At 33.3% G+C, this 26,163-nt stretch carries 15 protein-coding genes and 3 pseudogenes; 3 read left to right on the top strand and 15 right to left on the bottom strand.

Annotation, left to right across the window (positions count from 1 at the left end; genetic code table 11):
• The first annotated feature begins 240 nt into the window (after positions 1-240).
• The gene (locus tag JDW14_07125) at positions 241-2,118 is read left to right on the top strand and encodes a group II intron reverse transcriptase/maturase (protein QQD65083.1); all 1,878 of its coding nucleotides are present in this window, start codon (positions 241-243) and stop codon (positions 2,116-2,118) included.
• Positions 2,119-3,212: pseudogene (locus JDW14_07130) on the top strand (relaxase/mobilization nuclease domain-containing protein).
• A gap of 1 nt (position 3,213) precedes the next feature.
• On the opposite strand, the gene JDW14_07135 reads toward JDW14_07130, so the two are convergent.
• The 11 genes and pseudogenes from JDW14_07135 to JDW14_07185 all read right to left on the bottom strand — a co-directional run bounded on the left by JDW14_07135 (position 3,214) and on the right by JDW14_07185 (position 22,210).
• A complete protein-coding gene (locus JDW14_07135; protein ID QQD65084.1) occupies positions 3,214-4,467 on the bottom strand; it encodes a DNA cytosine methyltransferase in 1,254 nt (417 codons plus the stop codon).
• A 28-nt stretch (positions 4,468-4,495) separates the two neighbouring features.
• On the bottom strand, positions 4,496-5,773 hold the full coding sequence (locus JDW14_07140) for a hypothetical protein (protein ID QQD65085.1): 1,278 nt from the start codon (positions 5,771-5,773) through the stop codon (positions 4,496-4,498).
• Between the two features lie 4 nt (positions 5,774-5,777).
• Positions 5,778-7,940 (bottom strand): ATP-binding protein, encoded by a 2,163-nt coding sequence (locus JDW14_07145; protein ID QQD65086.1) that lies wholly within the window; start codon positions 7,938-7,940, stop codon positions 5,778-5,780.
• 1 nt (position 7,941) lies between these two features.
• Positions 7,942-8,907, bottom strand: a complete 966-nt coding sequence (locus JDW14_07150; protein QQD65087.1) for a HaeIII family restriction endonuclease — start codon at positions 8,905-8,907, stop codon at positions 7,942-7,944.
• Positions 8,908-8,920: 13 nt separating this feature from the next.
• Entirely contained in the window at positions 8,921-9,943 is a 1,023-nt protein-coding gene (locus JDW14_07155) for a DNA cytosine methyltransferase (protein ID QQD65088.1), read from the bottom strand.
• A 1-nt stretch (position 9,944) separates the two neighbouring features.
• Positions 9,945-10,166 carry a helix-turn-helix transcriptional regulator gene (locus JDW14_07160; GenBank protein ID QQD65089.1) on the bottom strand — a complete coding sequence of 74 codons (222 nt, stop codon included), beginning with the start codon at positions 10,164-10,166 and terminating at the stop codon, positions 9,945-9,947.
• Positions 10,167-10,309: 143 nt separating this feature from the next.
• Entirely contained in the window at positions 10,310-10,969 is a 660-nt protein-coding gene (locus tag JDW14_07165) for a DNA-binding protein (GenBank protein ID QQD65090.1), read from the bottom strand.
• A gap of 53 nt (positions 10,970-11,022) precedes the next feature.
• Positions 11,023-12,372: a helicase gene (locus JDW14_07170; GenBank protein ID QQD65091.1), complete on the bottom strand. Its 1,350-nt coding sequence runs from the start codon at positions 12,370-12,372 to the stop codon at positions 11,023-11,025.
• A 133-nt stretch (positions 12,373-12,505) separates the two neighbouring features.
• On the bottom strand, positions 12,506-14,176 hold the full coding sequence (gene ltrA, locus JDW14_07175; GenBank protein ID QQD65092.1) for a group II intron reverse transcriptase/maturase: 1,671 nt from the start codon (positions 14,174-14,176) through the stop codon (positions 12,506-12,508).
• Between the two features lie 555 nt (positions 14,177-14,731).
• On the bottom strand, positions 14,732-21,709 hold the full coding sequence (locus JDW14_07180; protein ID QQD65093.1) for a DNA helicase: 6,978 nt from the start codon (positions 21,707-21,709) through the stop codon (positions 14,732-14,734).
• A 9-nt stretch (positions 21,710-21,718) separates the two neighbouring features.
• Positions 21,719-22,210 (bottom strand): annotated as a pseudogene (locus JDW14_07185) (DNA cytosine methyltransferase).
• Between the two features lie 102 nt (positions 22,211-22,312).
• On the opposite strand from JDW14_07185, the pseudogene JDW14_07190 reads away from it, so the two are divergent.
• Positions 22,313-22,709, top strand: a pseudogene (locus tag JDW14_07190) (site-specific integrase).
• 94 nt (positions 22,710-22,803) lie between these two features.
• On the opposite strand, the gene rpsI reads toward JDW14_07190, so the two are convergent.
• From rpsI to JDW14_07210, 4 genes are all read right to left on the bottom strand, one after another.
• The gene (gene rpsI, locus JDW14_07195) at positions 22,804-23,196 is read right to left on the bottom strand and encodes a 30S ribosomal protein S9 (protein QQD65094.1); all 393 of its coding nucleotides are present in this window, start codon (positions 23,194-23,196) and stop codon (positions 22,804-22,806) included.
• A 13-nt stretch (positions 23,197-23,209) separates the two neighbouring features.
• Positions 23,210-23,653: a 50S ribosomal protein L13 gene (rplM, locus tag JDW14_07200; protein ID QQD65095.1), complete on the bottom strand. Its 444-nt coding sequence runs from the start codon at positions 23,651-23,653 to the stop codon at positions 23,210-23,212.
• 301 nt (positions 23,654-23,954) lie between these two features.
• The gene (locus JDW14_07205; GenBank protein ID QQD66529.1) at positions 23,955-25,514 is read right to left on the bottom strand and encodes a ClC family H(+)/Cl(-) exchange transporter; all 1,560 of its coding nucleotides are present in this window, start codon (positions 25,512-25,514) and stop codon (positions 23,955-23,957) included.
• A 68-nt stretch (positions 25,515-25,582) separates the two neighbouring features.
• Positions 25,583-26,149, bottom strand: a complete 567-nt coding sequence (locus JDW14_07210) for a peptide deformylase (protein ID QQD65096.1) — start codon at positions 26,147-26,149, stop codon at positions 25,583-25,585.
• Positions 26,150-26,163 lie beyond the last annotated feature (14 nt).

The following is a 26,163-nucleotide window of genomic DNA, read 5'->3' on the forward strand; positions in this document are numbered from 1 at the left end:
ATGTTGAGTGTACCTATGTAGTGAAAATGAATGCATTAGGCAAAACTTTACACTCAATCCGCTTGCATAAGCATGAAAGGACGAAAAGCATATCCGACAATCAACGCTTGCTTTTTACTTCGATACTAAATGGAGATTACCTAAGTCAGAAAGCGATAAAATGCTATGGTTTTAAGAACCTGAATATCTGATATGGTAACGGAGCCTTCGTAGTAATCCGAGAGAGATAATGACTCTTACATGGTGAAGGAAGGCAGTTTATTCATTCAATTCAGAGGAAAGGAAGGTGCGAGAGGCACTATGAGAAATCCCAACAATGTATTGATTAGTTTGAGAAAACATTCAAAAGAAGAAAACTACACTTACAAAAGATTGTATCGTAACCTTTACAATACAGACCTATTCTTGCAAGCATACCAAAATATTTATGCTAACACAGGAAATATGACTAAAGGTGTAGATAATCAAACAATAAGTGCAATGAGCTTAGAAAGAATTAACAAAATCATTGATTCACTAAAAGATGAAAATTACTCACCCACACCAACAAAAAGAATATATATTCCAAAGAAAAACGGAAAATTAAGACCATTAGGCATATCAAGCATTGACGATAAATTAGTACAGGAAGTATGTAGAATGTTATTAAATTATATCTATGATGAAAGCTTTGAGGACACATCTCATGGCTTTAGAGATAATAGAAGTTGTCATACCGCTTTAAGACAAATTCAAAATAGATTCGTAAGATGTAAATGGTTCGTTGAAGGAGACATTAAAGGTTTCTTTGACAATATAGACCATAACATTATGATAGACATTCTATCCAAGCGTATTGACGATGAAAGATTCCTAAGATTAATAAGAAAGTTTCTTAAAGCTGGATACATGGAACAAAACCAATATCACAACACCTACAGTGGAATGCCACAAGGGTCAATAATAAGTCCCATACTTTCAAATATTTACTTGGATAAATTTGACAAGTATATGCAAAATTACAAGGAAAGCTTTGATAAAGGTAATAAAAGAAAGCAAAATAAGGAATATAAAGCTCTCTATGATAGAAGAAAAAGACTTGAAAATAAGTTAAGCAAGACAACCAATAAAATTGAAATAGATGATATTAAATCAGAAATTGAAGAGATAAACAAAAGATATTTCAATATACCTTGCTTAAATCCTATGGATGAAAACTTCAAGAGAATACAATATGTTAGATATGCTGATGATTTCATTATTGGCATTATCGGTTCTAAGGCAGATGCTGAAAAGGTAAAACAAGACATTGGTCAATTTATCAAATCAGAATTAAACCTCGAACTATCTGATGAAAAAACGCTAGTAACAAAATCAACAGATAGAGCCAAGTTCCTAGGTTTTGATATCAGAGTAACTCCTGGAAGTAATCATACAAAGAGGACAAAAGCAGATATAAAAGCAAGAAACTTTGGTGGTCATGTAAGACTTGAGCTATCAACTTCAACAATACAAAATAAGCTAGCAGAGCTTGGAGCATTAAGAATTAAAAATCTAAATGGAAAAGAAGTATGGTTTCCTAAAGAAAGAACTGAGCTAATATCAAGAACAAACTTAAGTATATTAGACCAATATAACGGAGAAATTAGAGGATTCTGCAACTACTACAGAATCGCAAATAATTCTTCAAAGCTCCATAAGTTTAGATACATTATGGAATATAGTCTGTATAAAACATTGGCTTGCAAATATAGGGCAAAGGTAACGGATATTATAACTAGATACCGCACTGATAAAGATTTTGGTATAAGTTATACAGATAAAAATGGTAATAACAAAACTCGTTTACTTTGGAAAGACAACTTGGCTAGAAAAGAATTTCCCCAATGTGATAATGCTGATGTGATTCATAAGCAAAAATTCTATCTTAAGAAACCAACGCTAGGTTTAAGATTAAAAAATAATAAGTGTGAATGGTGCGGGAAAGAAACTAATAATCTAAAAGTGTATCAAGTAAAAAAGCTTAAAGACTTAACTGATGAATATGCTTGGCATGTTTTTATGAAAAGCATTAATAGAAAAACTCTAGTAATTTGTAATGAATGTTTTGAAAAAATTAATAACTCAAATGAAGAATAAATGGAAAGCCGTATACATCGAGAGGTGTACGTACGGTTTGGGGGCGAGTATCTAAAAACCTACATTAGAAATAATGCAAGGCGTTGGATACTTAGCCTACTCAATAATGTGAATATGGTTACAGGCAAGTGCTATCAGTCCAACAAGAAAAGCTATCATCAAATTAGGTATCAAAGTGATAAATTGTGCAAAAAAAACAACCTATCTGTTATTGATGAGTTCTATGAAACTTATAGAAAGAAATACAAGACTAATGGTAAGTCATGGTATGAAAATGACCAATTTAAAAAAGGTACTTCTTGGAAAAGTAAGCTTCAATTTGATATAGACAGAGCTATTAAACAATCCAAAGATTGGGATGATTTTCTAAAGAAAATGACTACCTTCAATTATGAAATTAAGTATGGAAAACACATTGCATTTAAGCAAAAAGACAAAGAAAGGTTTACAAGAGCTAAGACTATTGGAAAAGATTATACTGAGGATAGATTAAAAGAGCGTATCTTAGATAATGCTAATCAAAGAACCTATGCTGTAAAAAACGTGTTGGGAATATTATAGATATAGCAAATAATGAAAAGATACAATCAAGCAAAGGCTATGAGTACTGGGCTACAAAACATAATTTGAAAACTGCAGCCGATACTGTACTTTTGATGCGTGAAAAAGGATTTAAGTCTATCTCCCAGCTTGATGAATTCATTAAGAAAAGTGCATTAAAAAGACAAAATTTACAGGACAAAATCAAAGTCATAGATAAGAAAATTTCAGTTCTATCAAGTACTATGGAACAAGTTCATACCGTAAAAATGTATCGCCAAATCTATCTTGAATATAAGAAAGATCCATCAGATAAGGCTTTTTTTGAAGAACATAAATCAGAAATAACACTCTATGAAAATTCTCTTTCAGACCTAAAAATATCTTACTCAAAACTTCCAAACTCCAGGGATATTTTGAAAGAGCTTGATTCATTGCATGAAAAAAAGAATACCCTAATGCAAGAGTATTCTTCTGCAAAATCCGATATGAAAGAACTGTATCAAATCAGAAAAAATTATGAGAAATATATGGGTAAGGAGATGGAGAGGTAATTCATTCTCCTTTTTGTCCTCTCAAAAAATCTATAACGGCCATTGCAATTTTTTTAGATAGAATTGGCGGAACAGCATTGCCTACCTGTTTAAATGCAGCTGTTCGTGAATGTTCAAAATAAAAATCATCTGGAAACCCTTGTATTCTAGCTGCTTCTCTTACCGTAATTGAACGATTCTGTCTTAAATCTGGATGAATATAGTAATGTCCATCCTTCGCAATATGAGCAACAACTGTATGACTAACAGAGCCATAATCCAAAGCTTTATATCTATCTAAAAAAGATGTTGTATTAGAATGCGTTTGTAGTTCTTCAGGTATATCGATATACCTGAAATTCTTACCTTTTTTCTTAGCTTTTAGTACCAATTTATATATCTTCAAATCATTTTCGTTATGAGGTCTTGCAACATGTTGTGTTAAAATATCATCTTTTTTACGAATATATTTTTCAACAAACTGACTTGAAACATCACAACGATACTTATGAGAACTTCCTCCAGACTTTATACTTGGCAAGTCCTCAAATAATTCTTTTATAGTTGGGGCAGCTTCAACATATTCAGCCAAGCAGTCAAAAAATGAGTTATCGAACACTAAATCTTTCCGATGTCCGACAAGTATTAAACGTTCTCTTTTTTGTACTACACCATAATTACTTGCATCTATTATTTGATAATCTACCTCATATCCGCACTTATCAAATTCGCAAATTATTTTTGGCAAGAGTAACTCTCCTGATAAATCCTTAAAAGAAAGCAACCCTTTAACATTTTCAAAAACAAAGAACTTTGGTTTATATTTATCCAGAAAATCTAAATAATGTTTATACAGATAAATTCTTTTATCAGTAGATTTTTTCGACTTGTTATTAGCTCTACCGATTGTAGAATATGCCTGACACGGTGGTCCACCAATAATACCATCTAACTCATTATTACCTAATCTTTGGTCAATAAATTCAAAAATCGAAGGTATAGTATCTTTACTTATTTCCTTATTCAATATATCTTTAGTTAGATCTCTTGGTATAATCGAGTACAAATCATCTCTCGAGATTTTTCCTTGAATATATTCAAAATATGGAGATAAGTTATTTTCTTTTTTTAAATAGTAATATATGTTTCTTAATTCTAAAGAAGAGCAAGCATCTTTGTCCATTTCTATATGACAAATAAAATTATAATAGTCTTTATACCTAAATCCTTCGGTTAATCCACCCGCTCCTGAAAACACATCTACTATATTTAGCATAACCACACCTCCTTTCTAAAAATTCAAATTATAAATATTTTTTTAATATACTATCAGCATTAAATGTCGGTTGTCCTTGTCTTTGATAATATGAACTAAATCTTGCAATAATATCTCTCTTAAACGAATCTGTAATTGTTCCAATTTTAACTAAATTTCGTTCTGCAAATTCATTATTTTCTCTATCATATTTTAGGCATGTTAACAAACTAAAATCTATAAAACCTCCATCGAAAAACCCTACTTTAGGTAAAAAATGATATCTCATAGATTTTTCATGAGAATTTCTAGACCATGAAGCTATCTTATTTCTATTTCCATTTGAAATCTTTTCTTCCGTTTTTTGTTGCTCAGAACACTTTTGTATGGTTTTATTGAATTCGTCAACACTTTCATAACTTTGAATTTTAGCAAACAAGATATTTTCAGCTTTATCATTAGCTAAATCACAAGCCGGCGTTAATACTATAAATTTTTCATTACTATCATCATCTTTGTAAATATCACAATTACATATCCTGTCAATTGGATTTGGGAACATATACATTTCGATAGGCTCAACATCCAAATAACCATCATTAAACATATATTTATTATTCAACCAACTAGATACATAACGTATTATCACTTTTTCTTGAATTCCCTTATCTAAACCATTAATTTCCTCTTTCTTATTTATAAAACACTCTGGTAATATATTCCAGAAAAAATCTTTAATATGCTTATCTACTTTTCCTCTTGAACCAAATATGCTAAAAATAGAAGTATTGTAGTAATCTATTAACTCCTCAACAACTTCTTCTAATGTTGGTGTCTCTTTAGAACAAGATTTAATAATATTTCGATTTATCTCTTGAGTCATCTTATTAGGAAAACCCGTTCTAACAATTATTGGTATAATTTCCTTACTAATAATGTTTTTCAATAAAACATTCCCAGAATAATTTTCATCTTCTTTATTATTATCATCAGTTTCTAATTTTAAATCTACAATCAAAGCATGAAAGTTCTCTTTATACAATAACAGCATTGCTTTCTCTGGTGTATCAGCAGCTTTATATATTACTGAAAAATTAAATATTTCATCAATTTCGCTACTTAAGCTAAAATCCTCTTTTAACTTATTATAAACTGCTTCTTTATTATCTAGTATAGATAGCTTTGCAATCTGCTTCCCCTCAGCAATTCCAAGAATCTTGCTTGCTTTATTTATGAAATATTTTTTATTAAAGTTCTCAATCGCTTCTTTTAATTGTTGTTCTTGCTCTACATCATCATCTATCAATAAAATTTTAAATTCACTCATACAGCTAACTCCTTAATAAAGTTATTCTAAAGCAAGCTCCTTTAATAGCCTCTATAGCTTCTAACTTTCCATTATTTCTTTGGATAGCTTCTCCTGCTATAGCTAAACCCAAGCCTGTACCATTATCATCTGACACTCTTTTTTTGCCAGAATATCCAGGAGTGAAAAGAATATCATCCTCCAAATCTTCTTTAGATATGCCTGGACCATTATCCAAAATTTCTATGTAGATTTTATCATCATCTCCATAAGACATTATCTCAATTGATTTTAATGGTTCAGAAGAAAATTCCACCCAAAACATTGCATTCTCAACAATATTAGTCAGCGCCATATACAAATCTTCTTCAATGATATTTGTATAAAGATCTTCTACACTGTTATACTGTATTTCAACATCTTTATCTTTAGCAATTTCTTCAAACAATTCAATAACTCCGTTTATTTGTTTCTGAACACTTGTTTTTTTGCACTTACCCCTTTTATTAGAGGATAATGGATCCAAGCGTTTAAAAAAATTACTCATTCTCATAGCTTCATCACTCAGTTTTTTCATTTGATCTGACAATTTATTGTAACTAGATGCTCCAAGTTCTTCACACTTATATAAATTATCTAAATATTCTTTAATTGTAGGAATTCTGTTAGTATACCAAGAAAGAGGTTTTCTTCCTTCATGTAACACAACACTTATCACATTCCCAAGAGTTGTATGCTTCTGATAAATTGCAATAGTTTCTTTAACTTCTAAAAATTCTGTTTCCTTTTCTTTCTCTAAATTCTTTATTTCTTTAGTTAACTCTTTATTTAATAGCGTAATGTGTTCATCAGTCTTCTCAGGCGATTTCATTAAATTTTTATATGCTTTTTCAACCGCTTTTTCCATTTTTTGATTGATATGGCTAAAATCAAAAAGTTTATCTATTGCCTCTGGCTTCTTTTTTGTTGCTTTTTGTCTATACCTAAATCTTTCCTTTTCTAATAAGCTAAGACTCAAATCAGCAATTCTCTGCAGTGTATAAAAATTAGAGTTTTCATACAATCCGTCTCTAGCACTTTTTTCCTTTAGTCCAGACATTTCTTCAGATTCTATACCTATTTTTCCATTAATTTGTTCTGAACCTATTGACATACTAGGATTTTGTACACGCTTAGAGTCTAAATTTAACCAGTCAAAGCCCTTATCTCCATATGGTCTTATTCTAAAATCATTTCTAAAAATACTAATACCAGATTTGTCAATCAACATATTTTTTATTTCTGTTTTAGAAAGATTTGTATTTTGATTTCCATTAACAAAATTCACTATCACTTCTATTCCTGATGGATCTTTATCATAAACCCTATAATCAATACTAATTTCCCCACATGATACAGAACCTTTAGGTAATTCATCTATAAAACTATCTTTAAATTTTTTTTCTTCTTTTGTATAAAAATTTAAATATTCCAATTCATAACTAAAATCAGAATGTATTTTACCAGATAACTTATAATGCCACGCTTCACTGAATTCTAACTGTGAAATTTCTTTGCAAATATTCTTTTTAACATCGCTATAAAAATTTTCATAGCTAACGATTATTTTAAAATCTTTTACATTTGATAATAGCTTTGATAATTCCTTCTCAACTTTTTGTGAATCAATTTCACTTATTTCATCAGCTAACACATTACCATATTCGTTTGTAATAATAAGTTTAGTTCCAGAATCATCCGTGGTTTCAGATGTTGTAATAACAATTGGAATTTCACTCAACTTCTTCTCAGAATTAAATTCATCCCAATCAAAATGAGCCATGGTTTTAATACCATCTTTTATTGTAATTAATTCTAATTTGTTACCCAGTAAAGAAACAGCATACCTGCCGATTCCTTTTCTTCCTTGATAAACCCTTCCTTTTGGACTATTTTTCTTTTTCAGTTTATAGTCCGTTGATGGAACCATCCAAGCATTCAGAACTGTATCTTGACTCATTCCGTGTCCATCATCTTCAACAACAATTTTTAACTCATTCTCATTTTTTAGATATGTTATTTTTACATAGCTTGCATCTGCATCATATGAATTTTTTACAAGCTCCACTAAGGCTGCTGGAAGGTCTTTAATTAAATCTTTACCAATTGACATTATTAGTCTGCCAGTAGGCTCAAAATAACTTTTCATTCTACATCTCTCCTGACCATCTACAATCTATCGATATTATTGTTGTAGGCATACCTATAATTTGTATATCAAACTTCAAACTTGATTCAACCTTAGTCGAAGCATTATGAATTCTGAAACTAAATTGCCAACCACCATCAAGATATAGTTCCAATGTATTCTTACTGCCTGGTTTATATTCCAAGCTAACAATCCTTGTTGGAAGTGTTGATATTGGCAATTCAACGCTTCTTTTACGCTTTTTACCCTGTCTATTCAATGTTCCTCTCAAATTGTAGCTTTGAACTTGAGTTATCTTTTTATTGTCAATCCCAATTACTTTGTAAAAATCAAATTCTCCAAGCAAATACTCAACCATCAATCTAGGAATATCTTTACCAAACAAACAATTTTGTCTCTCCAGTTCCCCTTTAAATGCATTTAATAAAGGAACATATACATCGTCTTCTTTGTTAGGTAATTCACTCCACTTAGAACCCTTTTGTTTTTCAGAATCAAGATATTCAAATATTGGTTTAATATCTGTCCAATATTGTTCAGAACAATCTATTCCATACCACTTTTTCCCAAAATCTAAATTCTTAGATAATCTACTATGTTTTACAGCAAAATGGTTGTGTTTTACGCTAAGACCAATTTCCCATTCAATACCTCGTCTAATAATCAGTACATCTCTTACATCGCCTTCTTTGCCATTGTCATCTGATTGAATTTTCAATTCCAGTTCATCTAATCCATCATCTAAAATCAAAGGTTCAAGTTCAAATATAGTATTTACTCCAGCTAATGCACTAATCTTGTATATAGCTTTTTCAGAATCGGTTAAAGTATTCCATGCACGTTCTGCAGCATAAAAGCTACTGTTTTTTTCTATCTTTGCCGTACGAACTTTTGATATTTCTTCAAACAATGTAGTTAAATAAGAAAACTCATATGCCCTTCCTTGATTATTACTTTTTTCACTCATAGATTCCCTCCGCCTAATTATCTGTGCCTGTTTTTAGGAAACTCAAATTTGAACTAGAATTACGCAAAGCTTCTAAAATTGACTCAGCCATAACATACGCTAAGTTCACAGGAACAGCGTTACCGATCATTTTATATGCATCGTTCAAATTCGTATAATAGAATTTAAAATTATCTGGAAATCCTTGTATTCTTGCACACTCTCTCACGGTTAATCTTCTGTATAGTGCTTCCTTACCAGGTTCAAATATATTTTTATTTTTTTCTACTTTAGGCATAACTGGTGCTTGCGGATGTAGTTGGCACTGTCTTCCAGATGCTTGGACTGTAAATGCCTGTTCATCCCATTGTCTAACTCTATTTCTACTCATAAATATTGGCGAATAAGCACCAATAAAGTATTCATGATTCAAAACTTTGCAGTTATCACCATTTGTCTTATTTTTTTCTAATGCTGGAATTGCCGAATCTTTTAAATCAAATATCGCATCTTTAAAAGTTAACTTTGACTCATATGGTTTAGGTGGTTCAAATTTGATGTTTAAATCCTTCCTAAATCCAACATAGAAAACTCTTTTTCTATCCTGAGGAACACCATAATCACTAGCATTTAACAAATGAATGAAAACATCGTAACCAGCTTCCTCAAATTGAGAAACAATATTTTCAACAGCACTATTATGCCTTTTCGCCATCATGCCCTTAACATTTTCTGCTAAGAAGAACTTCGGCTTTTTATCTTTCAAAATGCGTATGTACTGATAAAATAATTGTCCTCTTGGATCGTCAATTCCTTTTAATGACCCTGCCTCACTCCAAGACTGGCATGGCGGACCTCCTATAATACCATCACATTCAGGAAACATCTCTGAAGGAATACCACAAATATCTCCCTTAATAAGTTTTGTATCGTGATTTTTTTCATATGTTTCCCAAATTGTTTTATCGTATTCATTAGCAGCTACCACATTAAACCCTGCTTTTTCAAAACCCAAGTCTAATCCTCCTGCTCCTGAAAACAAACTAATTAAATTCATTTTATATTTCCTCCGAAGAATCATTAACACATTCTACAATCTCTGAAATATCACATTCCAATACATTACAGATTCTTAGTAACACATCAGTTGTAACATTTTCACCGCTTTTTATTTTGTAGAATGTGCTTTTACTTACTTTTGCTTTTTTCATCAGTTCAGTATTTTTCATATCTTTATCTATCAATTTTTTAAACAATTTTTTATAGCTGAATTTTGACATGACTAACCTCCAGTCATTTTCTTGTTAAAATCATATCATTTCTATTATACCACAAAACTAGTACTTATAGTACACTTTTGTTCTCTTTTCTCGAACCATTTTGCAAAAAAATCGGTGCAGCCCTAAGACCACACCGACATCTTCTATCTCTCCGTTTCCTTTGAAGATTCTTTCTTTTCTACAGGTTTTGCTTTTTCTTCAGCCTTATATTTCTTTATTGCTCCAAGTACTGATTCTTTCTTTTCTTCTTGCTTCTTCATCTGTTCCTTTGCTTTTAAAAGCTTAGACGATAGTATTCTAACATTAGTATGTTTCTTTTCGTTATCGTCAATGGATGATCTCACCTGTCCAAAAAGCTTTACAAAGTCTCCCTGCTTAAAGTTCTTTGGAATATCTCCCTTATCCCCATAAGCTGAGCAATTAGTGTAAATCTTATTTCCCTCATCATCTTTTGACACAACCGAGAAATTAACTACTTTAAAGGCTTCTCCATTCTTATTTTCTCTTTCAATTGTTTCAACCTCACCTACGATATTCCCAACAATATTCACCAGATCATTATCTTCTTTTTCAATTGCTGCACTGTCTTTAATTTGTCCATTTTCTCTAAGTTCGTCAATCAAATAATCAAACTCATCATTAAGTAAACTCATACTGTCATTATCCATATACTCCTGATATAACTTATCCAAGGCAACTTTATCATTGATTCCTTTTTCAAAACTAATTAGTGCCTTAGCAAAATCTTCGTGATTTTCGTTTGCCATTTGTTCAAGTGTATTTCTCATTTCTTTGTAGTTCATAATATTCCTCCATATTTTCTACTAAAATTGAAAAGGAGCTTGAAATAAGCTCCTTAACGTTCATCATGCTCTTTTGATTTATTTTCTTTTATTTCTGTTTGTTTTTCTTCTGACTGATATAACCTAATCTGCCCCAGGATAGATGCTTTTTCAGATACCTTATCTTTGCTTTCTGCCTTTGTATTAAGGTTATCCTCTACATCATAAGTAGTTTCAAAGTAGTCACTATCTCTAAAGTCATTATCGTATCTATCTGGCACACCATCATTGTCCAAATCTTTTGCAAGCGGATCATAGATATTACCATCGCCATCTCTTTCAAGACCTAATGCTTTTTTAAGGTCATTATCATCAATAGATACAAACTCTCCAAAGTCTCCATATTCCATTTCTTGTTTTAGAAATTCCAATGCCTTTTCTTTACTACCAAGGTCTTTGAGATAATCAATCTTTGTAATTTGTTCTCCATCGATATATTGAGTAGCTGTAAAGTCTTTTAAACTAATTTCATATTGAATTTCATGTTTTTCATCTGGTGTAGTTGTATATGCAATTCCAATATGAGCAATATCAGGAAATAAATTATTAAAGTTTTCATAAGTATAACTGTCATCTTCATATTCCCTTTTACAAAAATCTACAATAACTCTTTTTACATCTTCAATTAGTGGATTAGGATTTCCTTCCACTTCTCCCATATCAAGTAGCTTGTTTAATTCTGCAAGTCTTAATACTTTTGTCTTTAGCTCATCTGCTTTTTCAAAAGGCTTTTTCAGTTCCTCTTTGGCATTTTCCAGTTGTTCCTTTGTGATAATGAGTTTTTCTTCAAGACGATTTAACCTTTCAGGCATTTTATCAATAGCATTATCTAGTCTTGTAATATTACCATCTGCACTTGTACCAAGCTCTCCTGAATGGTTTGTAGCACCTCTTAAAGTAAAATTATGTTCATTGGTGAAGAAATTATAGCTTATCTCTAAGTCCATATTTCGGTACTGTCCTATAACCTTACTTTCATTAATTTTTATGCCTTTAATCGCTTCTAAGAGCTTTTCTCTAGCTATCTTTTTATCTCGAATTATCTCACCATTAATCATGATAGAAGTGAATTTATTTTCACCACTTCTTTGTGGTTCAACATTTTCAATATCTTTTTTCACTGCTTCAATTAGCTTTTCAGTCCTTGCTATTTCTTCAGGATATGTCTTTGCAACCTTATCCTCTAATCTGTAACGATTGGACTTATAGTTTGCTTCCAGCATTTTAAGTTTCGTAACCTCATTATCCAAATCCATCTTTTCTTTAATCTTAGGATCACCTGTGGCAAGGGCTTTAATTTCTGCATAATTTAATGAACTTTCGTCCACATCTTCCGCCACACGAACAGGAGTCTTTGAAGTCATTATCTGTGAGATGAATTTCTGCTTGTTTTCTATCGTCTGGTCGAGTAGGTCGGGGATATTACTATCCCTTTCCCCTCTAAGAACCGTGCATGAGAGTTTCCCCTCACACGGCTCAAGTTTTTATAAGCCCTAATTAAAGAGCCAGCGTATTTTCTTTATCATTTATATGCAAATTTCTATGACACCAAGGGTGTACTAATGTTTTAAGGGTAATATTGTTTTGATTTGTTTGATGTACTCTAAAGTCTGTATCAAGAGTTATTTTCTCTCCACAAACAGGGCATATTCCGTTTTGTGTTTTATACAGTCTATTTATAACTGTACGCCCTTTAAGTTCGTTTCGCATTTTTAACTCTTCTCTTTCTTCAAAGTATATTTGCCAATTTTCATCAAATGGATTTGCTTCAGCTTGTATCTTGGTAAATCTCTTAATATTAGTATCTGTAGCATATTTAAGACGAAGATAGTATTTCTCGCCATTTTCCATTCTGTCTCCAGTTGCTACACTGAAAGTCCAAGTTCTATTTCCAATTGTATGGAAATACTTTTTAGCTATCCATTTTCTACTTTTCTTAGGATGTCTACGAACACACCAGTCCCACATGCATTTATATATTTCATAATCAAGTTTTTCAAACGCTTTCATTGAAACATTATATTTCTGATAGTTTATCCAACCTATAATAATTGGATTTAATTTTCTAATCAGAATTTCTTGTTTCATTGACGGATTATCCTTTATGATTTGTCTTATTTTATCAACAATATCCTTGACGTTCTTTTCAGATGGTTTTGTCAGCAACTTATCTTTATACATCCTAATATTAACTCCAAGAAAATCGAAACCATCATTTATGTGTGTTATGAGTGTCTTTTCCTCAGATAGTTCTAAACCTCTTTCTTCTAAAAATTTTACAATGATTGGCTTAACACCATTTTCAAGCAACTCTGCACTTTCTCCCGTAACGATAAAGTCATCTGCATATCTTACAAAATTAACTTTCGGAAAATAAACTTTCTTATTTGCTGTTCTTCTATGGTATTTTTCTTTTATTACTTTTTCTAAACCATCTAATACCATATTAGATATTACAGGTGATATTAGTGAACCTTGTGGGTTTCCAGTTTCTGTAGGAAATAATCTTTGCTTTTCTATATATCCGCACTCAAGCCAAAGTTTCAATACAGACTTATTCATTGGAATATTATTCATTATCCATTCATGGCTAATATTATCAAAACAACCTTTTATATCTCCTTCAAGTACCCATTTTGCAGATTTCTTTTTATTTAGAGATGTAAAGCATTGCTCAATAGCATCTTGCGTACACCTTTTCGCTCTAAATCCATAAGAGTTAAAATCAGCCGTTGTTTCTGCAATCGGTTCAAGTGCAAATTTATATAAAGTTTGCATTGCTCTGTCTGTCATTGTAGGAATGCTAAGAGGTCTCTTTTTACCATTTTTCTTTGGTATATACACTCTTCTAAGAGGTTTAGGTTTATATCCTCTTAAGTTTAACTTTCCTATTGCGTTATACTTTGCCTGTGGTGTTAGCCATAATTCGCCATCAACACCACTTGTTTTCTTGCCTTGGTTTTCAGTTACCCTCTTAATCGCCAAGGCTTTTGCATAAAATGAGGTTGTGAGTAAGTGCTGTAAAGATTTAACCTTTCCGTATTTACTCATTTTCCACGCTTTCACAATACGCATTTGTAGTTTTTTAACATAGCTTTCTGCTACTGAAAAATCTATACTTTCCCAGTCTTTAGCTCTGTTAGTAGTAGCACACATTTTACTGTTCATTTGCTTTCTCCTTTCAAAAATTCTACAAGTTCTCTTGTGATTAAAAACCAAATGGAAGTCTGCACTCTTTCTAGTTAGGGCAAATTTTGAACCCCTATCCACCTCATTACAAGATGGCATTCGCTTTTTCCATTATCCTTTACCTGCACCATTATCAGCATTTCTTACGATTTACCTTGCCTTTTGGCAATAGTACAGGCTTACCATGTTCCACTTAATTAACATTGATAACTTAGGCTCTACCTCTCTGCCGGCAGTCTTCTTGTCCGTGTAATCCCACTGTGGAAAGGATTATCCGACTACACACCATTTTGGTTCAGGCTTGTCAGCAACTTTAGCCTGTTCGCTTTAACGGCATTTATCAGTAGTTCACATATGTTAGCCATATTATCAAGCCTCGCTCCCTAACCGCCTTGTTGCTGGCAGTTTCGGTATTCCCTCACGGTTCAACCTCAAATAGGGCTACTTTAATATCGGCTTACCACACCTAAATGTAGTCGATACTTGGCTCAACTAACGGAATAGTCGGTTTGGTCATTATGCCAAACAGTTAAATTAAGCGACTTCATGTCGCACCCACAAATATGCATCAAAAGTGTTCTCTGTAACATAACGATAGATATTTACCTCCTTATTCTCATTTCCCTGCCTTACAATTCTGCCCGCACGCTGCTCTAAATCTGCAGGACGCCAAGGGACATCGAGGTCATGAAGTGCAATCAGCTTGTTTTGAACATTCGTGCCGGCTCCCATTTTCTGTGTAGAACCGAGTAATATCCTCACATCTCCCTTTCTTACCTTTGCAAAGAGTTCATCCTTTTGCTTGTCTGAGTTAGCTTCATGGATAAAGACGATTTCTTCTTTTGGTATTCCCATTGCAATGAGTTTTTTTCTAATATCATCATAGATATTAAACTCTCCATCACCTTTCGGTGTGGACATATCAGAGAATAGAAGCTGTGTGGATTTGTTCTCTTTTGTCTTATCCCAAATGGCAAACACATTTTTCACGCAGACATTTACCTCGCTGTCAGGATTATCAGGAAGCAAAGGATTGATTAAACGCTGATCTAAGGCAAGTTTTTTACCGTCATTGGTAATTTTAAGCATATTATCTTCATCAGGCTCTACAACCCTATTTCTCACATCATCAGCTCTTTCAGAAAGGCTCTTTAGGATTTCCTTTTGCTCCTCACTCGGCTCTGTTTTAATCACTTCATAGTGTGCTTCAGGTGTAGGAAGATTTAACATATCTGCTGTCTGAATATCTGCAACTTCCTTAAACATTGACATTAGTTCAGGCAAGTTATAGAACTTGGAAAATCTTGTTTTTACCCTGTACCCTGTTCCCTCCGGAGATAATTCAAAAGCAGACTGTGTTTCTCCAAATGTAGAAGCCCAGCTATCAAAATGCTCTAGTCCATTCTTTTTCAGAGTGTCATACTGTAAATATCTTTGCATAGTATAAAGCTCTGTCATTGAATTTGATACGGGCGTGCCTGTCGCAAAAACAATTCCTTTGCCACCAGTCATTTCATCCATGTATCGGCATTTCATAAACATATCGGAGGACTTAAAGGCTTCTGATTGTCCTATACCTGCAACATTTCTCATTTTTGTATAAAGATATAGGTTCTTATAGTTATGTGCTTCATCAACAATCAACTTATCCACTCCCAGCTCTTCGAAAGTAATAACATCATCTTTTTTGAAATCATCATTTAACTTTTCAAGTCTTGTTTCTAATTTCTTTCTAGTCTTTTGAAGCTCTTTTACTGTAAAGTTTTGATTTCTGTCATGCTTGTACTCTTCTACATAATTGATAATCTCATCAATCTGGTCTTGAATATGCTTTTGTTGATATTCCTTAGACATTGGAATTTTTTCAAACTGACTATGACCAATAATAACTGCATCATATTCTCCTGTTGCAATCTTCCCGATAAATCTCTTTCGATTCTTTGGTTCAAAGTCTTTCTTATCAGCCACCATAATATTAGCTGATGGGTATAGCTGCATAAATTCACGACCAATTTGCCCAGTAAGATGATTTGGCACAACAAATAATGACTTAGTACACATTCCAAGTTTCTTTGCTTCCATAGAACTTGCCACCATTTCAAAAATCTTGCCGGCTCCCACTACATGGGTAAGCAAGCTATTACCACCATAAAGTATTCTTGCAATTGCGTTCTTTTGATGTGGACGAAGCGAAATATCTGTACTCATTCCATCAAAGCTTAAATTTGATCCGTCGTATTCTCGATTACGAATAGAATTAAATTTTTCATTATAGGCTTTTACAAGTCTATTTCTTCTATCCTGATTGTTAAATATCCAGTTTTTAAACTCTTCTTTTATAAGTTCTTGTTTCTGTCCTGCAAGCATAGTTTCTTTTTTATTTAGTACCGAAGTCTTTGAACCATCTTGATTGAGAATTTGGTCAAATACCTTTGTTTCCTTTAGGGTTAGAGCGTCTTCAATAAGCTTATAGGCACTTACTCTGCTTGTACCATAAGTCATTTCTGCGAGGTCATTTCCCCTGTCTTTGCTCTTACCCTCAACATTCCATTCACTGGTTAAATGTGAAAATTTAACTTTAATATCCCATCTTGCATATCCTGGAGTCTTTAATGTTTCAAATATGAATCTTTCAATATCTTTAGGTGGAATCCAAGTTGCACCAAGCCTTACATTGATTTCACTGGCTTCAAGTTCTTTTGGCATTACTCTTTGAAGTTCTGCTTTTTGATATTCCAGTCTGCTTAATTCGTTTACAAGTGTTTCCCTTTCGTTTTCACTTTCTTCTGGAAGCATTCGTTCTGCTTGTCGTAACCTGTTGATATAACTATCTACAATACCTATTTTTTCTCTAATATTTCCACTTAAGTATTCCTCTTTCGTTACATATGTATACTTAAAGGAGTTAGTCTCATCACTACAAGCAAATGGTAAATCACCATCTTCCAAGTCAAAAGAAAGCTTCTTATTAAAACTAACATTCTCTTCCCTAATGTTTAAAAAGATTTCTCCTCTAAGTTTTTCTATAAGTGTATTCCTATCCTTATCTGTAAGACTTTCCATATAATCAAAATCTACATAACCTTTTTGAGAAATGGATAGCACCAAGGCTTCAAGTGAAGTATCTACATGATCTATTACTTTTGCCTTTGTAATGGTTCTTTTCGAAAATATATCTCCCTTTGCTTTAAAGTTTTCTTCTTCATCAAGTATCTCGATAGAAGATACCAAAGAAAAATTACTATCTTCTCTTAAGGCTCTGGTATTACTTAAGTTATTTACAAAACCATGTTTCTTAGAAAAACTGTCATAAACTGCGTTTAATTTTCCCTGAGACTCTTTAATTTCAGCTTCACTAAAGTCTTCTTTTTGCTTATATATTACATCCTTTAGTGCGTCATTTAATTCAAGATAATCTTTAATCTTTTCCTTGTTTTTGTCTGATACTTCTTTCTTAATAAAAAGTGAATTTTCCCTGTAATATACCTCATCATCTACGATTGTGTAGGAAAAGTTTTTTACATCATCTGTTGCTGGGATTGATGTTACTTCATCATCTAATAATTCTATCTCTTCATACTTCGCATCTTTTGATATTCTTTCGCCTGCAGCTCCAATACGATCTTTTAGAGAAGACATATTTATTTCATAAGGTAAAAATGCTATTGGCTCACAAATAAGAGTTTTTCCAAATCTTCCGCTTACCTCTCTCATGTTTCCAAGGACTTGTTCTGGATGGTCTACAAAATATTTATTATATACAATACCATTTCCATCTTCTGCTAAATGAACCCAGTCATCATCACGCTCAAGTACACTATCTCTTTTCTTCAGGAATATAATATCTGATGTTACTTCTGTGCCGGCAACCCCCTTAAAGGTATCGTTAGGAAGTCTTATTGCACCTAAAAACTCTGCTCTTGCATTTATATATTTACGAATGCTTTCGTCTTTCTTATCCATTGTTCCAGATGATGTAATGAAAGCTATAACACCACCATTTCTCACCTTATCAATAGATTTAGCAAAGAAATAGTCATGAATTAGAAAGTTATTACGATTATATTCCCTATCATTAACCTTAAATTCACCAAACGGAACATTACCGATTGCCACATCAAAAAAGTTATTTGAAAAACTTGTCTCTTCAAACCCTTTAACTTGCACATCACTTTCAGGATAAAGAAACTTTGCAATTCTACCACTAACAGAATCAAGCTCAACTCCATAAAACTTCGACTTGTTCATTTCATCTGGAAGATTACCGATAAAATTCCCAACTCCCATCGATGGTTCTAAGATATTTCCACTCTTAAATCCCATTTCTAAAAGCGTCCTATATACTCCATCAATTACAATTTTAGGCGTATAAAAAGCTGTTAAGGTAGATTCCTTAGCAACCTCATATTCTGATGATGATAAATTTTCTTTTAAGAAAGCTCTTGCTTCTTTCCATTGTCCGCCTTTACTTTCATCAAAGATATCAGCCAGTCCACCCCACCCAACATATTTAGCTAAAGTTTCCTGTGCTGTAATATCTAAATCCCCTTCACCTTTTTCTATCCTGTTAAGCATTGAAATGGCTTCAAGATTATTATTTAACCTTTCACTTGGAGTAAGTTTATCAGGGAAAATATCTTTTGTAATTTTGAAATTTGATACTTTCTCCGGTTTCTTTTCCTTAAGTCCAAAAAGTCTTTCTAAGTCATTTTCTAACCTATAAGGAATAACTTCTGAACCCGTAATCATTCCTACAAGATACTCAACATTATCCTTTATTGTAACAGTCTTAAGACCACCGCCCATCTCGTCAAAGCGAGTTATAGTGTAGTCTTTATCTTTATAGTGAACTTCGTCTCCAACAAGTAGCTTAGGTCTATCAAAACTAATCTTTTCTAATAACTCTTTATCATCTGCAAAACTTACTATAGGCATCATATGATTGCCATTTCTTAGAGGAGTAAGTCTTAAGTCATTCTTTTTTAGAATCTCATTAAAGCTCACTTCATCATCAATCTTATATGCCTCATGATCCATATAGACAGTTTTCCCAATAGATAAGTCTAATGATTTTTCTTTATCTTCTTCTGTATTAAGGTAATCAAAAAGTGTCTCTTGTTTTGCTTCAACTTGAGTAGCTTCTACAACATAATCAGCAATCTTATATACTTCATATTTTCCAATATCAATTAACGTATCAACCTTTGTGCTTTCCTTAAAATCTACTCCTCGATTAAGTGAATAATCCACTCCATCAACTTCTACTTTTCTTCCAGTATCTTCAAGGCTAATTCCTAAGCTATCTTGTTTACTTGCAAGTATAAATTCATTGCCGACTTTAACTGCTACTTTCTCATTTTGATTGTTATATGCGTAGTCTTTAAGGCTATCAACAAACTCGCTCATCGTAACAAAATCAATATTATCCTTAAATTCTTCAATCTGGCTTATGCTTACTTCATCATTTATAAGATAACCTTTAAGTACATTAAACTTAGCAAGTTCAATGTCTAACTCTTTCAGATATTTTATCTTTTCTGATGTAACACCATCCAAGCCTTTGTTCCAATCATCAATAAGCCATTTTAAATGTTCCATCTTCCATACAGGAAGTTTAGAATCTGCAATCTCAGTAATTTCATTTCCATAAAAGTCATACTCCTTTATGGCACTTATAATCTGCTCTAATTGTTCAAAATTAAAATCACCAATTTCAATGTTTGTACCTTGAAGTGCTTCTTCTAACTTACTTGTAGCAAGTCTACTAATTGCAACATCTCTTTCTACTTCGTATTCTTCCATAATAGAGCCAACTTCTTCAGCAAAATTAGGACTTAATTCTTCTTCAAATTCATTTATTACTTCATTGCTAGCTTCTTTAGAAATTACATCATCTTCAAAACTGAGTTCCCCATTAAAGACCATTTGAAGCTCATGTTCATCCATCTGCTTTTTTAATTCTCTATCTTTAAGCTCTCTAAAAGTCTTTGGGAAATCTTCTAAAATAAGTCTTTGAGCATTTAGTTCCTCAAGCTCATGAATATTAAAATATCCCCACTCAGGTTCAATTCCTAAAACAAGACCAAATGCATCTCCTGTTTCCATATCATACTCCGTCATATACCATGTCCAGTTGCTTCTAAATGGAATGATATATGCTGCATGAACCTGAGTATCTGCTAGATTAGTATGCTCTTGGTCATAAAGTTTTGGAACACGTTCAAGCATTTCATCAGTCATTAAATTGTATGGATCTTCTTTAGAATAGAAAAAGGAAGCTTTTTCTGCTCCCTCGTTTGTTTTCTCAATGCTATTTTCTAAGCTTCCACTATTTCCTTGATTGTCATCTCTTTCAAAGCTGAGAACATCGCCTTGTATTCTGGACTCGTTTCGCTCTCTATTTTCCAAGCTTCTATCATCTTCGGCTTCTCTTTTCTCATAAAGTCTATGGCTCTCTTTTGAACTTCCATCAAGTGTTTCACTAGGCTCTTCTCTTTGTAAAGGTCTATTAGCATTTGATAGTATTTCTCTTCGCTGCTCTCTGTTAGAAAGTCCAATCTCATCACTGCGTAAATTGGATTCGGAAATTCTTCCATGAATTTCTTCTCTTCCTCCAGTTTGTTCAAAGTCTTCTCCTTGATTATCGAAATTATCTCGTCCGTATTCTCCAACCCTGAAAATTCGGTTTCCATCATTATCATCTCTTTCGTCATTTGATCGAATAGCATTCTCCATACCTCCTAATTCATTATTATTTTCGTTAAGCTTATTATAATCGGCACCTATACTCTTTGTCAGGTCTCTACCCACAGATAAATTTCTTGTTCTTATCATTGTAGCTTCGATAATATTGCCACAAGCATTGGAAATACAATTACCAACACTCATTAAAGAAATTCTATCTAGGTGCTTAAAATTTTCTTGCAAGTTATCCATTGGAATAGGATAATCCAGGTTAAATCTATTAGAAATTGCAAAGCTAATAGAATTTCTCATAAAGTTTACAAATGAGTTTCTATCTTCATCAGCAATCCTCAGATTATTCGCAAGCTCATATATGCTTTCATCGGCGTATATTCTGCTAAGAGAATATAGGTTTTCCAATAGGCTATCACTTGAATCATATCCTTGTAGCTCAATCATGTCCTTTAATGTATTCTCATGCTTCTCTCTATCAAAAGACCATAGTTCCACTTCATTCACATTTCTATCCATCGATACCGTCTGACTAATATCGAAGATATAGCCTACCTTTTGGAAAGCATTACTGTCATTTAGAATAGGTATCCCTTTTTGCCCTCTCATAACAGTTCGATTAAATCTTTCCCTCCACATATCAAAGCTTGCACAAGCTGTTGCATTAGGATTTTTATCATAGATACTAAGTTGACCTAAAAAGTCATATCTTTGATTATTTCCAATGACCTTTAAGAGCTTTAGATATTCTCTTTCACTATCTAAAACATTTCTTTTTACAAGTTCAATTATGTTGTAAAAATCATTCGGTCTCATTTTTACCTCCTAGTTCTTCAAAATTTCTTTTAATATTGCTTCTAACACGTTCACGACAATGCTATTTCCAGCTTGTTTATACAGTATTGACGATAATTTACCTTTTCTTCCTGGATATATAGCTTTAAGTTTATTAAAGTCTTCATCATCAAAACCCATAAGTCTAAAGCATTCTCGCTCTGTTAAATATCTATATTTACCATTACCTAGATCAATAATTCCTGAATTTGGAATACGCACTTGCTTGGTGGAAATTGTGTAGGCAAACTTATCTATCACTTTAAGTCTTCCTCTAAAATTATTATTCTTAGGATCTCCTCTTATATGTCGAAGCATTGACTCTTGCCTTACTTCATAAAGATTTGAAGCGTCTTTCTCAAGAAATTCAGATATATTCCTTGTTTGTATTTTTTCGAGTTTGCCAAAATTAAAATGATTAGTTCCCAAGATGCTCACAACAAAGATACGCTCTCTTTTCTGTGGTATTCCAAATTCTATGCTTTACAGTGGAAACATATTGATTTTGAAAAATCGCAAATTCAATTGATTCAAGCTTTGGATAGATATGGAGAAATAAAATCAACAAAAGGAAATAAAAAAACAATATTCTCTGTTTCAAGCGACCTACTTCAACTACTCAAACGCTGGAAAGAACAACAAAAACAAGAACTTTTTAAATTTGGAATCATCAGTAATCCAGAACAATTTGTATTTACATATTATAGATACAAAGGAAAATATTAATAAACCCCTACATTCTGATTACTTAAACAACAAAATGAAAACAGTAAGAACAAGACATAAAGAACTTACTCACGCAACACCTCATAAACTCCGACATACTGGTGCTACTTTAGCAAAACAAGCTGGTATGAGTTTAGAAGCAATCTCTGAAGCTTTGACACATAGTGATACATCAACAACACAAATCTATGTCAATACTTCAAATGTTATTCCTATGGCTATTGGAGAATACGCATTAAATTCTATAAAACAATAAGGTAAATTTTAAGGTGAACTTTTACAAAAAACAACAAAAAAAGCACCCATGAGGTAAACTCTTGAGTGCTTGAAACGTTGATACACCAACGATATTAACGTTTTGAGAATTGAGAAGCTTTACGAGCTTTCTTAAGACCTGGTTTCTTACGTTCAACCATACGAGGGTCACGTGTTAATAATCCAGCTGCTTTTAAAGCAGGACGGAAATCAGGATCTACTGTTAATAATGCACGTGCAATACCGTGACGGATTGCACCAGCTTGACCAGAGAATCCACCACCGTTTGCGTTAACTAATACATCGTATGAACCTAATGTTTCAGTTACAGCAAATGGTTGTTTCATAACTTCGTGTAAGTGAGGGAATGGGATGTATTCATCTAATGCTTTACCATTGATTGTGATAACACCAGTTCCTGGCACTAAGCGTACACGAGCTACTGAGTTTTTACGACGACCTGTACCTAAATATTGTGCTTTAGCCAATTGCTTTCCCTCCTTAAATTAATGTAGTAATGTCTAATGCTTTAGGTTGTTGAGCAGCATGATTGTGTTCAGCACCAGCATAAACATGTAATTTTGTAAATTGTTTACGACCTAAACGAGTATCAGGTAACATACCTTTTACAGATAACTCTACTAATTTACGAGAGTTTTTAGCACGTAAATCACCAGCAGAAATAGATTTTAATCCACCTGGGTAACCTGAGTGACGGTGATAAATTTTATCAGACGCTTTTTTACCTGTTAATGCTACTTTATCCGCATTGATTACGACTACGAAATCACCTGTATCTACGTGAGGTGTGAAAGTCGGTTTGTTTTTACCACGTAAAATTGAAGCAACGACAGCAGAGAGACGACCTAAAGGCACATCTGTAGCATCTACTAATACCCAGTTACGTTCAACTTCGTTCTTTTTAGCCATATATGTTTGACGCACGATTGTTTCCTCCATTAATAAATCTAGTTGTTTGACAATTACTATTGAGTTTCCGGGGCTCATAGTGGGGCAAACAATACCGTCTATTATCTTACCGTCAACAAGCTCTAAAGTCAAGTCTTTTCAAACGTATTTTTCAAAAAAATCATGTGAAATTTGCACCGGAAAACGAGTACGTTTTCACTTAATCCCCACTAAACATAAAAAAGATGCGTACCAATTAGCACACATCTCATAAATACATTTAACATCAAAGTGTCTAAGTACTTTCAAACAAGCACGACCGTCCTCGCACAATGCATTACTCTACTTCCATTGACACTAACTCATTCACTGCATCTTGCATTTTAGCTAAATGTCCCTCATCTGTCACGACAATAAGTAAATCACCTGCTTGAATACGCAAATTCCCTTTAGTAACAAATTCTTTTTCGCCTCGACGAATAGTAGCAATAATAATATCTTTAGGCCACATTACTTCTTTAATCATCAGCCCAACTAATTTACTTTCGACTGGAACTGGGACTTCAAAAACAGTTCGTCTGCCTGTATGCTCACTATCTTCATCATGGCTCATCTTCTCAGCTAGCACTTCATAAATCGGTGCCATTTTCAAAAATTCTGCCGTTAAATACGCACTCAGTACACATACCCCTAATGGCATCAACTGATTCAAGCCACCTACCATTTCAGTGACCAACAATAAGGAAGTCAAAGGTGCTTTTCCGATTGCCGCAAAATACCCTGCCATCGCATAAATAACAAAACTTGAATAATAAACTTCTGGCACATGTAAAACACTCACTGCCATTTCACCAAATAAACTACCTATAATCGCACCTAATGATAATATCGGCAAAAAGATGCCACCTGGTAACCCTGTACCGTATGACATCATCGCTAAAATAAAGCGACAACTAAATAATCCAAATAAAAATATAATTTCTGGTTGTTTTTCAACTAAGTCAAGTACCAGCTCGCCACCACCAAATAATAAATCTTGGCTGTAAAGACCGACTGGAATCATAATTAAAAAGCCGATAACACTATAAAAGTGCTTAGGTACGCTTGGAAATAATGTGCCATAAATTTTAGGCAGTGCAAAGATACCTTGTTGATATAACCAACCTAAAAGCCCTAGCACCACACCGAGTATTACGATAACCCAATATAAATGAACAGGAAAAACCTCATAATTACCTAAGTTTAACGACGGGGTAAGCCCAAAAAATTGTAACGACACAAAATTAGACACTAATCCTGCTGTTAAGGTAGTCAGTACCACATTACGACTGAAATTATGATGAACTTCTTCTAAAACAAACATTAAGCCGGCAATCGGTGCATTAAAAGCCGCTGCTAAACCAGCCCCAGCCCCAGCAGAAATTAAAATATTTTCCTGTACCTTATTACTCTTTAAAGTGGCAGCAACACCATGTCCCACTGCTGCACCCAATTGAATTGACGGCCCTTCACGTCCTAAAATTAATCCTGAACCAATCGCAAGTGTCCCACCGACAAATTTTTTCCACAAAATTCGCCACCAGTTCATCGACAACTTACCTTGTAATTGTAATTCGACTTGTGGTATCCCACTTCCCTTAATATGTGGTTCTGATTTCACAATTAAGCCTAAAATTATTGCTAATGCTATCGATACGAGTACCCAAAGTAGTAGCCACCATGGTTGATGCCAATGTTGATTAAGAAAATGAATAACATCAAGCACTACATCAATCCATTGCGTAATCAGCCAGCGAAACGTACTGACCACAAAACCAGCACATACCCCTACGATAACACCAGTGATAATATATTTACTCTTTCGACTCACTACCGAAACATCTTGCTGTTTCTTCATCATTCATCTGTCATCTCTTCCTATTTTGAATTAATGCCGACAGTCCAATACCAGACTGCCTATTATCATTATAACAATTGCAAATCGTCACCTTTTTCAAAAGGATTTTGCTCATTGATATGGTCATAGAAGAAAATCCCTTTTAAGTGATCCAATTCATGTTGTACAACAATCGCTTCATAATCACGCAAACGCAATTCATGATGCTCACCATTGATGTCTTGATAACTTACAGTAATACGTTTTGGACGGGGTACATAACCTGGGACATCACGATTTACCGATAGGCACCCCTCTCCGTCACGCAAAGCCACTTTTTGCACTGAATGACGAGTGATTTTAGGATTAAAGATAACATCACTCAGTAGAACACCTACTTCATTACCGTCTTCATCATATTCAAGTAAATGAACGGCAAAAATTTGTTTACTTAGATTGATTTGGGGTGCTGCTAAACCAACCCCTGCACGTAAGCCATATTGTTCAGCAATTTCATCATCTTGACTATTAACTAAAAATTCATGCATCAAACGTGCTGTTTCTTTTAATTCATCTGACAGTGGAAACTCTACCGGCTCAGCTACTTGACGCAGCGTTGGGTGTCCTTCCTCAATAATATCTTTCATTGTTAACATTAATTTTATTACTC

This window comes from Aerococcaceae bacterium zg-252, assembly GCA_016237705.1.
GTDB lineage: Bacteria > Bacillota > Bacilli > Lactobacillales > Aerococcaceae > Globicatella > Globicatella yangjingiae.

Coding starts and splice junctions, on each gene's coding strand:
- JDW14_07125 (QQD65083.1), top strand. CDS start 241: ATGGTGAAGGAAGGCAGTTTATTCATTCAATTCAGAGGAAAGGAAGGT.
- JDW14_07135 (QQD65084.1), bottom strand. CDS start 4,467: ATGCTAAATATAGTAGATGTGTTTTCAGGAGCGGGTGGATTAACCGAA.
- JDW14_07140 (QQD65085.1), bottom strand. CDS start 5,773: ATGAGTGAATTTAAAATTTTATTGATAGATGATGATGTAGAGCAAGAA.
- JDW14_07145 (QQD65086.1), bottom strand. CDS start 7,940: ATGAAAAGTTATTTTGAGCCTACTGGCAGACTAATAATGTCAATTGGT.
- JDW14_07150 (QQD65087.1), bottom strand. CDS start 8,907: ATGAGTGAAAAAAGTAATAATCAAGGAAGGGCATATGAGTTTTCTTAT.
- JDW14_07155 (QQD65088.1), bottom strand. CDS start 9,943: ATGAATTTAATTAGTTTGTTTTCAGGAGCAGGAGGATTAGACTTGGGT.
- JDW14_07160 (QQD65089.1), bottom strand. CDS start 10,166: ATGTCAAAATTCAGCTATAAAAAATTGTTTAAAAAATTGATAGATAAA.
- JDW14_07165 (QQD65090.1), bottom strand. CDS start 10,969: ATGAACTACAAAGAAATGAGAAATACACTTGAACAAATGGCAAACGAA.
- JDW14_07170 (QQD65091.1), bottom strand. CDS start 12,372: ATGACTTCAAAGACTCCTGTTCGTGTGGCGGAAGATGTGGACGAAAGT.
- ltrA (QQD65092.1), bottom strand. CDS start 14,176: ATGAACAGTAAAATGTGTGCTACTACTAACAGAGCTAAAGACTGGGAA.
- JDW14_07180 (QQD65093.1), bottom strand. CDS start 21,709: ATGAGACCGAATGATTTTTACAACATAATTGAACTTGTAAAAAGAAAT.
- JDW14_07205 (QQD66529.1), bottom strand. CDS start 25,514: ATGAAGAAACAGCAAGATGTTTCGGTAGTGAGTCGAAAGAGTAAATAT.
- JDW14_07210 (QQD65096.1), bottom strand. CDS start 26,149: ATGTTAACAATGAAAGATATTATTGAGGAAGGACACCCAACGCTGCGT.